Source organism: Mesobacillus selenatarsenatis SF-1, assembly GCF_000813125.1.
Lineage (GTDB): Bacteria > Bacillota > Bacilli > Bacillales > Cytobacillaceae > Mesobacillus > Mesobacillus selenatarsenatis.
Window position 1 is genome coordinate 25,179 of record NZ_BASE01000025.1, and the last position, 13,982, is coordinate 39,160.

Annotated in this window: 12 protein-coding genes and 1 pseudogene; 9 read left to right on the top strand and 4 right to left on the bottom strand. The window is 41.9% G+C overall.

Translation table 11 applies throughout. The annotated features are described in order from the left end of the window. The first annotated feature begins 154 nt into the window (after positions 1 to 154). The 3 genes from TY49_RS05795 to TY49_RS05805 all read left to right on the top strand — a co-directional run bounded on the left by TY49_RS05795 (position 155) and on the right by TY49_RS05805 (position 2,933). Positions 155 to 1,558: an LVIVD repeat-containing protein gene (locus tag TY49_RS05795; protein ID WP_041964962.1), complete on the top strand. Its 1,404-nt coding sequence runs from the start codon at positions 155 to 157 to the stop codon at positions 1,556 to 1,558. A gap of 110 nt (positions 1,559 to 1,668) precedes the next feature. Next, a complete protein-coding gene (locus TY49_RS05800; protein ID WP_041964963.1) occupies positions 1,669 to 2,397 on the top strand; it encodes a YqcI/YcgG family protein in 729 nt (242 codons plus the stop codon). A 254-nt stretch (positions 2,398 to 2,651) separates the two neighbouring features. Next, complete coding sequence (locus TY49_RS05805) at positions 2,652 to 2,933, top strand: AbrB/MazE/SpoVT family DNA-binding domain-containing protein (RefSeq protein WP_041964964.1); 282 nt, start codon at positions 2,652 to 2,654, stop codon at positions 2,931 to 2,933. Between the two features lie 199 nt (positions 2,934 to 3,132). On the opposite strand, the gene arcA is transcribed toward TY49_RS05805, so the two are convergent. After that, positions 3,133 to 4,365, bottom strand: a complete 1,233-nt coding sequence (gene arcA / locus TY49_RS05810) for an arginine deiminase (protein WP_041964965.1) — start codon at positions 4,363 to 4,365, stop codon at positions 3,133 to 3,135. Between the two features lie 472 nt (positions 4,366 to 4,837). Here arcA and TY49_RS05815 point away from each other — a divergent pair, with 472 nt between their 5' ends. Both TY49_RS05815 and TY49_RS05820 read left to right on the top strand, forming a co-directional pair. Next, complete coding sequence (locus TY49_RS05815; protein ID WP_041964966.1) at positions 4,838 to 6,028, top strand: glycine C-acetyltransferase; 1,191 nt, start codon at positions 4,838 to 4,840, stop codon at positions 6,026 to 6,028. Positions 6,029 to 6,094: 66 nt separating this feature from the next. Beyond that, positions 6,095 to 7,039, top strand: a complete 945-nt coding sequence (locus TY49_RS05820) for an L-threonine 3-dehydrogenase (protein ID WP_041964967.1) — start codon at positions 6,095 to 6,097, stop codon at positions 7,037 to 7,039. Positions 7,040 to 7,069: 30 nt separating this feature from the next. On the opposite strand, the gene selD is transcribed toward TY49_RS05820, so the two are convergent. Next, a complete protein-coding gene (selD, locus tag TY49_RS05825; protein WP_084135392.1) occupies positions 7,070 to 8,122 on the bottom strand; it encodes a selenide, water dikinase SelD in 1,053 nt (350 codons plus the stop codon). A gap of 191 nt (positions 8,123 to 8,313) precedes the next feature. On the opposite strand from selD, the pseudogene TY49_RS25545 reads away from it, so the two are divergent. Then, positions 8,314 to 8,502: pseudogene (locus tag TY49_RS25545) on the top strand (Rdx family protein); the annotation flags it as partial. 163 nt (positions 8,503 to 8,665) lie between these two features. Then, positions 8,666 to 10,072, top strand: a complete 1,407-nt coding sequence (gene selA / locus TY49_RS05830) for an L-seryl-tRNA(Sec) selenium transferase (protein ID WP_041964969.1) — start codon at positions 8,666 to 8,668, stop codon at positions 10,070 to 10,072. 81 nt (positions 10,073 to 10,153) lie between these two features. Here selA and TY49_RS24165 read toward each other — a convergent pair whose 3' ends face one another. Next, the gene (locus TY49_RS24165; protein ID WP_023614207.1) at positions 10,154 to 10,297 is read right to left on the bottom strand and encodes a small acid-soluble spore protein P; all 144 of its coding nucleotides are present in this window, start codon (positions 10,295 to 10,297) and stop codon (positions 10,154 to 10,156) included. Between the two features lie 114 nt (positions 10,298 to 10,411). Here TY49_RS24165 and TY49_RS05835 point away from each other — a divergent pair, with 114 nt between their 5' ends. Further along, entirely contained in the window at positions 10,412 to 10,669 is a 258-nt protein-coding gene (locus TY49_RS05835; RefSeq protein WP_041964970.1) for a hypothetical protein, read from the top strand. A 36-nt stretch (positions 10,670 to 10,705) separates the two neighbouring features. Here the strand turns inward: TY49_RS05835 and sspO are convergent, their stop codons facing one another. Next, a complete protein-coding gene (sspO, locus tag TY49_RS05840) occupies positions 10,706 to 10,855 on the bottom strand; it encodes a small acid-soluble spore protein SspO (protein ID WP_041964971.1) in 150 nt (49 codons plus the stop codon). A gap of 332 nt (positions 10,856 to 11,187) precedes the next feature. Here sspO and acnA point away from each other — a divergent pair, with 332 nt between their 5' ends. Continuing rightward, positions 11,188 to 13,896 (top strand): aconitate hydratase AcnA, encoded by a 2,709-nt coding sequence (gene acnA, locus TY49_RS05845; RefSeq protein WP_041964972.1) that lies wholly within the window; start codon positions 11,188 to 11,190, stop codon positions 13,894 to 13,896. Positions 13,897 to 13,982: the final 86 nt, after the last annotated feature.

The following is a 13,982-nucleotide window of genomic DNA, read 5'->3' on the forward strand; positions in this document are numbered from 1 at the left end:
TAATTCGGAATCCGAAACAACTACCATAGACATAGTAGTAAATTACAAAATTAGGATAAATTAACTGAATTTACAAAAAATACAGTTTATTGATTGAAGCGAAGTTTTCACCTCTGCTATATTGTTATTCAATACATAGAAGGAGGTTTAAATTATGAAAAAACGATTGTTATCGAGTCTTATTTTAGCTGGTGCTCTGACGGTCTCTTCGGTCCCATTCAATGTCCTTGCCCATGACGAACTTGGGGATGTCAATATTGAAAAAGGAGAGAGGGCTGGATATAGCAACGTTTCTGTCCCTGTAATGGAGGGCACCAAAAACCTTCAATTCTTACATGAAGAAGCCGCTCCTCAAATGGAAACGGTAAGGGCTGACGGAAAGCAAAACAGCTTTGCAGATGTCTATGCCCATAAAGGTTATGCCTACCTTGGAACTCACACAAAAAATGGTGGAAATGGCGGGGTAAGGGTATTTGATATGAAAGATCCGTCAAATCCTAAAGAGGTTGCTGTTTTTGCCAATAATGATATCCCAGGAACCTGGCAGGAAAAAGTGATCGTAAAAAGCGTCAATACTCCATCGTTTAAAGGAGACCTTGCAGTGGTGAGTGTGCAGCAACTAGATAGTAAAAACCCTGATTCCAAAGGCGGTTTCCTGCTGTATGACGTTACAAATCCAACTGAACCAAAAAAGCTAGGATTCTACGAGGTAACAAAGAAAACGAGAGGAACTCATGAGTTATATTTAACTATGCAGGGGAACCGCGCGATCGTACTTGCTGCCAATCCTTATGCAGACTATTATAGCCATGGGGGGGAAAAGGACTTACAGGTTGTGGATGTCAGCGACCCTGCAAACCCTCAAAAACTATGGGAGTTCGATCCAAGAATGCTTGAAGAAATTCCGGACGATTTTAACGGATACCATTGGAATTCTCCTGACGGAAAAACCCGTCCAGTATTCAATCACAGCACGATGATAGATGAAACCGGAAAGTATGCCTATGTCTCGATGTGGGATTTGGGAACAGTCATTTTTGATATCAGCAATCCCGAAAACCCTCAATACCTTGGACGTACAGATTTCGGTTCCGACCAACAGGGTTCAGCACACTCGGCTACTCTTGCAAAAGGAGGAAATGTTCTGATTGAGACAAGGGAAGTCTATAACCCAACGAAAGAAGGTTATGAACAATCCTATGGCTACACAAGGATTTTCGATATCAAGGATAAAACAAATCCTAAATTGCTAAGTGAGTTCAAGACTGATTTAGTTGATAACCTCGAGGATGGTATTACATTCGCAAATACCGTCCACGACCCTAAAGTCCATGGAAATACATTATACTTGTCACACTATGCGGGAGGAATATATGCGGTAGATATTACTGATCCGGCGAAACCTGTTCAAGTAGGCCAATATGTTCCTGAAAGAAGTGATGTATGGGGAGTGTTTGTGGACAGGAATTACATTCTTGCTTCTGATATTGGATCTGGATTAAAGGTTTTATTGAAGAATAATAGTTCCTCCACACCACAGAGCCAGGGAGTAAGATAAAGAAAAAGTAAAAGCACGCAGAAATGCGTGTTTTTACTTTTTCTTTATAAAGTTTAGGACCATAGAGACAGGGTAAATGGTAACTGACTAACTAAATTGAGGTGTAAAATATGGCAGTTACCAATAGTTATTTGTTTACTAAGGAAGATATGATCAATCCAGACCTTGTACCTGAATGGGTTATAAAAGAATATAAAAATTTCCGGGATGTTGTCACAAATCGAGAGTTTCCTTGCTATTTTGGAATGTCTGCCGAGAAAAAAGGAGAACTCCGTTATTCATATATAAGCCGGGACAATTGGAATCAATTACCCGGCGCTATTGAAGAATTCATTGCATTGTTTGATGATGCCAAGCCCCTTATAAGACATGGATTGTTTGTATTCGTCGAGCCTGAAATGGAAGAAAAAACAATTGAATACTATCGTGAATACTTCTGGAATGTACTTCAGTTCTTACATGAAAAAGATACGCAGCCATGGCCGGCAGATTATCCGAAAGATCCTGACCATCATTTATGGGCATTTTCGTTTGCAGGCGAACCATTCTTTGCCTTCGGAAATGCACCCGCCTATAAACAGCGAAAAACTAGGGATCTGGGTAATAGTCTTGTTCTTGGTTTTCAGCCGCGTCGAATTTTTGAGGGACTTGAAGGAACTTCAAAGGGCGGAATTATGTCACGGGAAAAGGTAAGGGAGCGTGTTGAGAAATGGGACAACCTGCCAAAGCACCCTAATGTAAGCCACTATGGCGACCCGGATCATAGAGAATGGAAAATGTATTTTATCGGAGACGACAGCAAACCAATAGAAGGCAAATGTCCTTTTCACCATAAATAAGACTAGGAGGCTAAATTCTAAAATTAGAATTTAGCCTTTTTGTGTGTTGGAATAAATAAACTCAATTATTATAGATACTTGGATGATTAGATGAAGTTAAATAGATCATAGCAATGGTCAATCACGGATTACTTAAACTGACACTTTAACAATGTAAAATTATGCCTTGTTTTGATATAATTGTATTGGGCTAGAATCGATTCACAGGACAGACATCCAAATCCCATATATTTTTCAGTAGGGGAGGATGCTATATGAAGGCTACAGGAATTGTCAGGAAAACGGATCAGCTTGGCAGAGTGGTAATTCCCATGGAGTTGCGGAAAAAGCTGAGCATAGGAGAAAACGATCCCTTGGAGATATTTGTAAATGATGACATGATCATTCTTAAAAAGTATCAGCCTGATCTAACTTGTCTCATTACCGGAACGATCAGCAATGACAACATGAAATTGGCCGATGGTAAAATCGTTTTAAGCAGAGAGGGAGCAGAACAATTGATCAAAGAGCTGCAAAGCTACCTTACAACCAGCTAGAAAATAAAAGCGTAAGCGCCTTGGTCAGCCCCGACAAGCACTGGAGGGCTGACCAGTGAAGTCGCTCTTTGACTTCATTGGGCGGACCGAAGTGACTCGAGGGGCTAGGCGCTGGAGCTAGATACTAATCATTGTGCAAGAGTTATACTAATTTAAAGTTAACATGTAAAGCAGTCCTGCTTCGAGGACTGCTTTTTGTTTACAAGTCTTTCCGGTAAATCGGCATGCTCATACAGCGTGGGCCGCCACGGCCTCTAGAGAGCTCAGAGCTTGGAATCTCAATTACTTCAACGCCATTTTTCCTCAGCAGATCATTCGATACATAATTACGATCATAAGTTACGACTACGCCAGGAGCAATTGCCAGTGTATTCGAGCCATCATTCCATTGTTCGCGGGCCGCTGCAATTTCATGTCCGCCTCCACAAGGAATCAGGACGAGCTCCTGCAGACCAAGGACTTCCTTTAGTGTTTGTGTCAGATTTGAGCGCTCGGAAATGTTAAGAGTGTCAGGATCCATGCCTTTTTCGAGAATATAGATTTTCATATTTCCATTAGGGCCTTCAATTCCATGATGGATTGTGAATTTCTCATGATCAACCATTGTAAATACAGTATCAAGATGCATATAAGCTCTTAATTTAGGAATTTCAACTGCAACTACTTTTTTAATGGTACCGTTCCTTGCAAAAATTCGTTTCGCCAATTTTTCAATCGCCTGTGCAGACGTCCTTGCACTAACCCCAATCGCAATCACCTCACGACTGAGTACCAACTCGTCTCCACCCTCTAAAGGATAATATTCATCACGGTCATACCAATGTGGAATATCATGCTGTGAGAATCTAGGATGGTGTTTAATGATAAAGTCCATGAACAATGACTCTCTTTTTCTTGCACCTTCACACATCTTGTTTAGAGAGACACCATTTCCAATAACGGCTGCGGGATCCCGTGTAAAATAAAGATTTGGCATTGGATCGAGAAAGAAAGGATAGTAATCATCGAGCAACTCATGTAAGTGAACTTTTTTCTCTGGCTCGATTTCTGATTTAAGAACCCCAGACATGACTTTTCGGATCATTTCATCAGTTGAAAATGAATGAAGATACTCTTCGACTGTTTGTCTCGAGCCATTCAAATTGCTCTTGCTTTCATTCAATACTTGATCTATGAACTGTTGATGTAACTCATCAGTTTTTAATGCTTCTTCCATTAACTTTTCCAAGTAGAGAACTTCAACGCCGCGGTTTCTTAGTACATCCGCGAAATAATCATGTTCTCTCTGGACTGCTGGAAGGTAAGGAATATCATCAAAAAGGAGTCGTTCCAGATATTTGGGTGTCAGGTTTTCGACTTCCTTTCCTGGACGGTGCAAGACGACGGATTTTAACTCACCAATTTCAGATGTTACATTCAAAGGGTGTTTCATATAAGTAGCCTCCATATTCAGTATCTATTTCTATATGAAATAAGGAGGAAGTGATTATTATGTAAAACCTCAAATTTCACTGCCCCCGCCAAACTGCTTGCCTGCAGACTGGCTCCCTTTTCTATACCCTAATAAAAACTTTCAAACCTATTTTTAAAGCTCCTCTTTAAAAGTTTAGGGAAAGAGACCTCTTTTAATGGGATAGCGTTTAACTTGGAAGCCAACCTTCATTGCAAAATCGGCCATTCATAAAAAATCATGCATTGTGACAAAAAATAGGGAAAACTAAACAGATAAAAAAGAAAGCGTTTTCTGTCCTTCATAGATGTACAAATAAAATAAATATGATAAAGTATAGTTTGTGAACACACATTAAACATGGAATAAGAGGTAAAATTATTGTCCTCTCCAAAAAGACAGATGTATCCATTATAATGACATGCCAAATGTGATGGCAGAAAGGGGATTTACGATGTCTAGTAAAACATTGGATCAGTTTTTAAATGAAAACCTGGAGGATTTAAAAGGGAAGGGTTTATATAATGTAATCGACCCGCTTGAGAGCCCAAATGGACCAGTCATAACTATTAATGGGATAGAGATGATCAACCTCTCCTCGAATAATTACCTTGGACTCGCTACTGATGAAAGATTGAAAAAGACTGCAGATGAAGCAATTGAAAAATTTGGAGTGGGAGCAGGTGCAGTACGTACAATTAACGGAACGCTACAGCTGCATATTGAACTAGAGGAAGTATTGGCGAAATTCAAGAAGACAGAAGCTGCGATTGCCTACCAGTCAGGATTCATGTGCAATATGGCTGCCATTTCAGCTGTAATGGATAAAAACGATGCTATCCTTTCCGATGAACTGAACCATGCTTCAATCATCGATGGTTGCCGTTTGTCGAGAGCGAAGATCATCAGGTTTAACCATTCAGACATGGAAGACCTTCGCGCAAAAGCGAAGGAAGCTAAAGAGTCAGGCCTATATAATAAAATCATGGTCATCACAGACGGTGTATTCTCGATGGACGGAGACATCGCAAAGCTTCCGGAAATAGTTGAAATCGCCGAAGAATTCGACCTTATTACATATGTCGATGATGCACACGGTTCTGGTGTGCTAGGTGAAGGCGCTGGGACGGTTAAACATTTCGGCCTCTCTGATAAAGTCGATTTCCAAATTGGTACTCTATCAAAGGCTATTGGTGTAGTCGGAGGGTATGTTGCTGGTAAACAAAACTTGATCGACTGGTTGAAGGTTAGAAGCCGTCCGTTCCTTTTTTCAACTTCACTGACTCCGGCCGACGTTGCTGCCAGCAAGAAAGCAATCGAAATTTTGATGGAAAGCACAGAATTGAACGAGCGTTTATGGGAGAATGCAAATTATCTGAAAGACGGTCTGCAAAAACTCGGCTTCGACATCGGCCATTCTGAGACGCCAATCACCCCATGTATCGTTGGCGATGAAGTCAAGACGCAGCAGTTCAGCAAAAGGCTTTACGAAGAGGGAGTATACGCGAAATCAATCGTATTCCCTACCGTACCACGAGGAACTGGCCGTGTAAGGAATATGCCTTCGGCGGCACATACGAAGGAAATGCTAGACAATGCTATTTCTATTTATGAAAAAGTAGGCAAGGAATTAGAGATTATTTAATTGGATATGCCGGTTTGCGTGACAAGCCGGCTTCCTTTTTCAGAGTAACCGGGAGGAATACATAGAATGAAGAAAATCTTAATAACTGGCGCGCTTGGCCAGATTGGTTCTGAACTAACAGTTAAACTTCGTGACATCTATGGACAGGATAATGTCATTGCCACGGATATCAGGAAAACTGATTCTGAAGCTGCTAACAACGGTCCATTCGAGATTCTTGATGTAATGGATGCAAACAAAATGGTCGAACTGGCCAATAAATATAATGTAGATACGATCATGCATATGGCAGCATTGCTGTCTGCAACGGCAGAAACCAAGCCGGTGTTCGCCTGGAACCTTAATATGGGCGGCCTGATGAATGCCCTTGAAACCGCTAGGGAGCTCAATTTGCAATTTTTCACACCAAGCTCAATTGGTGCATTCGGGCCTAATACTCCTAAGGACAGTACACCTCAGGACACCATACAGCGTCCAACTACAATGTATGGTGTGAACAAGGTTGCCGGCGAATTGCTTGCAGATTACTATTTCCACCGTTTCGGGGTAGACACAAGGGGAGTAAGATTCCCTGGATTGATTTCTTATGTGACACCTCCAGGCGGCGGAACAACTGATTATGCGGTTGAAATTTACTATGAAGCAATCAAGAATGGGAAATACAGTTCATATATTGATAAAGGCACTTACATGGACATGATGTATATGCCAGATGCGCTTGGGGCGATCATTGACCTGATGGAAGCTGACCCTTCCAAGTTGATTCACAGAAATGCATTCAACGTAACAGCAATGACCTTTGAACCTGAGGAACTGACAGCGGAAATCAAGAAGCATATTCCTGGGTTTGAAATATCCTATAATGTTGATCCTGTACGTCAGGCAATCGCGGATAGCTGGCCGAATTCTATCGATGCATCAGCTGCGGCTGAAGAGTGGGGCTTCAAGGCGAAGTTTGATCTCTCAAGTATGACTGCTGACATGCTGGAAAAATTAAAAGCAAAGCTATAGATAAAAGGAAAAGGTGAAATCTCATTGATTTCACCTTTTTACATAGATAAGTTTATCATTCTTTTCTGTGACTTTCCCAACAATTGCCGCATGAACAAGCCCCTGGTTCTTCAAGGCTTCCACATATTGCCCGGCTTCGCTTTCAGGAAGCGAAACAAGGAGTCCTCCGGAAGTGATCGCATCACAGAGTATTAACTGCTCTTCATTAGAAATGTCCTTATACTCTACATCGTTATCCAGCCATTTATGGTTGGATTTTGATCCTCCAGGCACAATTCCTTTTGCAGCCAATTCATATGTACCTTCTAAAACAGGTACGTCACCTAACGAAATTTCAAAACTGACATTGCTGCCACGAGCGATTTCACTCCCGTGTCCGAGCAGTCCGAACCCTGTTACATCCGTTACCGCATGTGGAGTGAAAGCTTTTAACGCATCAGCTGCCGATTTGTTCAGCAAGGCCATTGTTTCCGTTACTTCTTGCTCTTGTTCGGCAGTTACTGCGTTGCGCTTGATTCCTGTTGTCATGATGCCGACTCCGATAGGTTTTGATAGAACAAGTAAATCACCTGGCTGTGCGCCGACATTTTTCCAAATGGCACCTGGGTGGGCCAGACCCGTCACGGATAAGCCGAATTTAGGTTCCTGGTCATCAATTGAATGACCGCCAATCGTCACTGCCCCAGCTTCCTTCACTTTGTCACTGGCACCTCTTAATATTTCAGCAAGCATATCCGGACCAAGCTTTTTGATCGGATATCCCACCATATTAAGGACTGTTTTAGGTTCGCCGCCCATTGCATATACATCGCTCAGGGCATTCGCCGCTGCAATCTGTCCAAACATATATGGGTCGTCCACTACAGGGGTGAAGTAATCAATCGTTTGGATTAGGGCGATATCGTCAGTAAGTTTATATACACCTGCATCATCGGAAGTCTCATGTCCGACTAGCAATTCAGGAACATTTTCCTGTTCTGGCAATAGACGCAAAACTTGCGTCAAGTCCTCGGGACTGATTTTGCATCCTCAGCCAGCCTTTGTTGATAGTGATGTTAAACGAATTTTCTCGTGTTCACTCAACCTGATCACCTCCACAAAAAAGTATACTCTTTCTTGTTTTTAAAATCATCCTTAAGCTATTATTATTTGCACTGACAATGGCTTTACACTAAAATGACAGTAAAAACATATAAAAAGTATTACAGGGGGATTTTGCAATGAAGAATTTTCAAGTAACCATCCAATTTTGCATGCAGTGAAATTATGCACCAAAAGCCGCGAGTTTCGCGGAAGAATTATTCACCCATTTCCGAAGCCAGATTGAGAAGATGGAGCTGATTCCAGCTTCCAAAGGAGCTTTTGAAGTAACAATAAATGGCCAGACAATATATTCGAAACTGGATACAGGTGTTTTTCCTGATACAGACGACATGATCAAACAAATGGAAGCGATGAATTAATGCCCTGGCAATTAGCCGGGCCTTTTTTTATACTCTCTTTCGGGATAGTTTACGGTTTATGCACTTTCCATTATTCCTTCAAGTTCACCGTTTTGAAAAAACTTTTAATTGGGCAATAATGATATAATTAATGAATGCACAATCGTTGTGGGGGAGATAGATTTTGAAACAATTTTTAAGGCAGCTTCCTGCCGTACATGAATTACAGAAGGATACTAGGTTTTTTGATTTAATGAAAAAGCATGATACGGACGTTGATCGTTTTACAGACATAATTAAAGATGTATTAAATGATATAAGGAAAGAAATTGTTAACGAACAATGGAGTGGGCCAGAGCCTGGTACCCAATTGTTTGTTGACCAGCTATTTACGTTGCTTGATTCATCGGCAACAGAGAAATTTGAATATACACTGAAAAGGGTCATTAACGCTACAGGGACCATTTTACATACGAATCTTGGAAGAGCAAGATTGAGCGAGAATGCAGTAAAGCATGTGGTAGAAACTGCGAGGAATTATTCCAACCTTGAGTACAGGTTGAAGGAAGGCGAGCGCGGGTCCCGGCACACTCATGTTGAAAGCTTAGTTAAAAGAGTCACTGGGGCTGAAGCAGCGATGGTCGTTAATAATAATGCTGCAGCAGTTTATTTAATCATGAGTGCACTTGCAAAAAACAAGGAGGTCATTGTTTCGCGCGGGCAGCTTGTTGAGATCGGTGGCTCCTTTCGGATTTCCTCCATTATGGAAGAAAGCGGAGCTCATTTAGTGGAAGTTGGAACAACCAATAAAACGCATTTATATGACTATGAGAATGCAATCTCCGAAGACACTGGGATGATTTTGAAGGTCCATACAAGTAATTTTAAAATATATGGATTCTCGAAAACTGTCGATACAGAGGAATTGGCGCAACTATCAAGTAAGCACGACCAGGTCATTTTTTACGAAGACCTCGGGAGCGGTGTACTTTATGATTTCACCAGCCATGGAATCGGTGACGAACCAGTTGTAGGAGAAGTATTGAAAATGGGTGCAGATATAGTTTCTTTCAGCGGAGACAAGCTCCTTGGCGGTCCACAGGCTGGAATCATCGCAGGGAAGAGAGTACTGATTGATAAGCTGAAAAAACACCAGCTGGCAAGAGTCGTTCGAGTAGATAAAATGACACTCGCGGCGTTAGAGGGAACTTTGATGGATTACTTAAGGGGTGAGCAGGGGTTACTCCATATCCCGACACTAAGAGAATTGCTTGTTCCTCTCGATAAACTGAGAGCCAGGACTGATCATTTTGCGGAGGACATTAATTCCTTTGAAGGTGGGCTAAAAGCGGTTGTGACAGAAGGAACTAGCCAGGTTGGCGGAGGGACGATGCCCGATGTTCAGCTTCCAACTTATCTTGTCTCAATAAGTCATCCGGATGTTAGCGCTGAACATATTGCCAGAAAGCTCCGAACAGAACATTCCCCGGCAATCGTTGTTCGGATACAGAAGGAAGAGGTTAATATAGATCTTAGGACCGTTACAACCGAGGAAGAAAATATTTTACTGAATGCGTTTAAACAAATTTAGAAAGAGGACTGCCATTTTTATTGGCAGCCCTTCCTTTTTGTTAAAAAAACTTATTTTCGGCGACAATTCGCTTCGCCTCTTTTACATGTCGTGGTGTGAGTTATGTTTTTGGCGAGTATGGTTTCGATTTTTCACTTTCTTAGATCCGCTTAGTGGAGCAGGCTGGCTGTCTTGATCGCCCTTCGGAGCATTCTTGCGCATATCTTTGGAATCATTTTTATTCATTGCTCATCCCTCCTGACTTTAGGATTAGATTTTCCACCGAAATTATACTGAATAAATTACTTATAACTGAGCAATTTAACGGTATAGATTTAATACACCAGGAGGAAATCACATATGCCTTATCATAAAGATAAACAGCAAGCCTTTCAGGCAGCACAGCAAGGATTCGAAGACGCGCAAGGACTATACTCGGAAATCGTACGTGACAGCGCAAGCTATGGTCATCAGCTGAAGCACCTTAAAAATGAAGTGAATGAAGCATTCCAGCAAATCGAAAATGCCCTTGAAAACGCATCTGAACACCAACGGGCGCAGCTTGAAAGGTTCCAGCAGGATTTGCGGAGCATTGTAACTGAGGTAAATATGGAATAACAGGAAAAGCGGAAGGGAGGCCTTCCGCTTTTTCTGTTACTGATTCTTTTTCCTCTTCTTATTGTTTTGCTTTTCTAGTTCTGATAATGGTTCATTTTCCATTTCCTCATTATACCCAGCTCCACTGCCTTGGGCTTTTGCAGCATTCGCTCCAGGTATGACATGATTTGCTTTTCTTTTTACCACAGAATTCACCTCCATCTGCCATATTTTTTCCCAAAATCTATTACACAATCCAGCTTTTTCATTTTTGTGAAATAGTTTTTGTCCAAGTTGGCGTAGAAAAGAGAAGGAATTTTCCTTTGATAAAATCCCATTAAGATTGTTTTAACACTGTTTACAATTTTTATAATAAGAAAAACTTATCAATGACAATAACTTTCTTGTTATTTACTTATACACAAGGTTATATTAATATGAAATTGTGAGAAAAGTTAGGATGGAATACAAGATTCAAACTTTTCGACAATTACTTTTATTTAGTTTATGATGTTTACGTAAAAGAAGGGGGTAAACATATGTCAAACCAAGATGTTTTTAACGCCCGTAGTTCATTTGAAGTTGACGGGAAACGCTATCATTACTATAGCCTGGCAGCATTAGAAAAGGCTGGAATCGGCAATGTATCAAAACTACCTTACTCAGTGAAGGTTTTGCTTGAATCCGTACTTCGCCAGCATGATGGCTTTGTAATCACAAAAGAGCACGTTGAAAATCTAGCAAAATGGGGAACAAGCGAAGTTAAAGAAGTGGATGTGCCTTTCAAGCCTTCACGTGTCATTCTCCAGGACTTCACTGGTGTACCAGCAGTCGTTGACCTCGCATCACTTAGAAAAGCAATGGCAGACATGGGTGGAGACCCGCAAAAAATCAATCCTGAAAAGCCGGTTGATCTAGTAATTGACCACTCAGTACAGGTTGATAAATACGGAACTCCAGACGCACTTAATGTAAATATGGAACTTGAATTCGAACGTAATGCTGAACGTTACCAGTTCTTAAGCTGGGCACAGAAAGCATTCGATAACTACCGTGCTGTTCCACCAGCAACAGGTATCGTGCACCAGGTTAACCTTGAGTACCTTGCAAATGTTGTTCATGCTGTAGAAAATGCAGATGGCGAATTTGAAACTTTCCCTGATTCATTGGTGGGTACTGACTCACATACTACAATGATCAATGGTATTGGTGTTCTTGGATGGGGCGTAGGCGGTATCGAAGCAGAAGCTGGAATGCTTGGCCAGCCTTCATACTTCCCAGTTCCAGAAGTAGTAGGTGTAAAATTAGTAGGAGATATGCCGAACGGTGCTACTGCAACTGACCTTGCACTTAAAGTGACTCAGGTTCTTCGCAGCAAAGGCGTTGTTGGCAAATTCGTCGAGTTCTTTGGACCTGGCGTAGTTACACTTCCACTTGCTGACCGTGCGACAGTTGCCAACATGGCACCAGAATACGGCGCAACTTGCGGATTCTTCCCAGTTGACGGAGAAGCATTGGATTACATGCGTTTAACTGGACGCACAGAAGATCACATTAAAGTGGTTGAGGCATACTGCAAGGAGAACGGACTATTCTTCGATCCTGCATTAGAGCCAGTTTATACAGATGTTGTAGAAATTAACCTTTCAGAAATCGAAGCGAACCTTTCCGGTCCTAAGCGTCCACAGGACTTGATCCCGCTTTCAGATATGCAAAAGTCATTCAAAGAAGCATTGACTGCACCTGCAGGAAACCAGGGATTTGGCTTAGACAAGAAAGAAATCGAGAAAGAAGCTGTTGTTGAGTTCGCTAATGGTGACAAAACAACAATGAAGACTGGTGCAATCGCTATTGCAGCGATCACTAGCTGTACAAATACATCTAACCCATACGTACTTGTAGGCGCAGGCCTTGTTGCCAAGAAAGCTGTTGAGCTAGGAATGGAAGTTCCTAAGTTCGTTAAAACTTCATTGGCACCTGGTTCAAAGGTTGTAACTGGATACCTTCGTGATTCAGAATTGCTTCCTTACCTTGAAACTCTTGGCTTCAACCTTGTTGGTTATGGATGTACGACATGTATCGGTAACTCCGGTCCATTAAAGCCTGAAATCGAAAAGTCTGTAGCTGAAAGTGACCTTCTTGTTACGTCTGTCCTTTCCGGAAACCGTAACTTTGAAGGACGTATCCATCCACTTGTAAAAGCAAACTACCTGGCTTCACCGCCATTGGTTGTTGCATATGCTCTTGCTGGAACAGTGGACGTAGATCTTCAGAATGACCCTATCGGTAAAGACAAAGATGGAAACGATGTATTCTTTAAAGATATCTGGCCATCAACTGAAGAAGTGAACGAAGTCGTTCACCGAGTTGTAACTCCAGAGCTATTCCGCAGAGAGTATGAAACTGTGTTTACTGATAATGAAAAGTGGAATGAGATCCAAACAAACAGCGATCCACTTTATACATTTGATGAGGATTCAACTTATATCGCAAACCCACCATTCTTTGAAGGTTTAACTCCAGAGGCTGGGGAAGTTGCTCCATTAAACAACTTGCGTATTGTTGGTAAGTTCGGTGATTCTGTAACAACTGACCATATTTCTCCTGCAGGTGCAATCGGCAAAGATACACCAGCTGGTAAATACCTGCGTGAAAAGGGTGTAGAACCTCGTGACTTCAACTCTTACGGTTCACGCCGTGGTAACCACGAAGTCATGATGCGCGGTACATTCGCAAACATCCGTATCAAGAACCAAATCGCTCCTGGCACAGAAGGCGGCTTCACTACTTACTGGCCAACGAACGAAGTCATGTCCATCTTTGATGCTTGCATGAAGTACAAAGAGCAGGGCACTGGCCTGATGGTTATCGCAGGCAAAGATTATGGCATGGGATCTTCCCGTGACTGGGCTGCAAAAGGTACTAACCTATTAGGAATCAAGACTGTTATCGCTGAAAGCTTCGAGCGTATCCACCGTTCAAACCTTGTATTGATGGGCGTACTGCCACTTCAATTCAAAGCTGGTGAGAACGCAGAAACTCTTGGCCTGACAGGAAGAGAATCATTCGACGTCCAGATCGATGAAAAGGTTCGCCCACGCGATATCATCACTGTGACAGCTACTGACGAAGACGGAAACAAGAAAACTTTCGAAGCTCTTGTACGTTTCGATTCAGAAGTCGAAATCGACTACTACCGTCACGGCGGAATCCTGCAAATGGTTCTTCGTGATAAACTAAAAGCTTAAATAATTAAACTGAACCCCCTGGCCATTATGCTGACCAGGGGGTTTTTGGTGTATTTGGGATAAAACCTATGAGAATACCAGTTTAA

Bases quoted from the DNA above. Each gene is read 5' to 3' on its own strand.
- TY49_RS05795 (WP_041964962.1), top strand. From the start codon at position 155: ATGAAAAAACGATTGTTATCGAGTCTTATTTTAGCTGGTGCTCTGACG.
- TY49_RS05800 (WP_041964963.1), top strand. From the start codon at position 1,669: ATGGCAGTTACCAATAGTTATTTGTTTACTAAGGAAGATATGATCAAT.
- TY49_RS05805 (WP_041964964.1), top strand. From the start codon at position 2,652: ATGAAGGCTACAGGAATTGTCAGGAAAACGGATCAGCTTGGCAGAGTG.
- arcA (WP_041964965.1), bottom strand. From the start codon at position 4,365: ATGAAACACCCTTTGAATGTAACATCTGAAATTGGTGAGTTAAAATCC.
- TY49_RS05815 (WP_041964966.1), top strand. From the start codon at position 4,838: ATGTCTAGTAAAACATTGGATCAGTTTTTAAATGAAAACCTGGAGGAT.
- TY49_RS05820 (WP_041964967.1), top strand. From the start codon at position 6,095: ATGAAGAAAATCTTAATAACTGGCGCGCTTGGCCAGATTGGTTCTGAA.
- TY49_RS24165 (WP_023614207.1), bottom strand. From the start codon at position 10,297: ATGAATAAAAATGATTCCAAAGATATGCGCAAGAATGCTCCGAAGGGC.
- TY49_RS05835 (WP_041964970.1), top strand. From the start codon at position 10,412: ATGCCTTATCATAAAGATAAACAGCAAGCCTTTCAGGCAGCACAGCAA.
- acnA (WP_041964972.1), top strand. From the start codon at position 11,188: ATGTCAAACCAAGATGTTTTTAACGCCCGTAGTTCATTTGAAGTTGAC.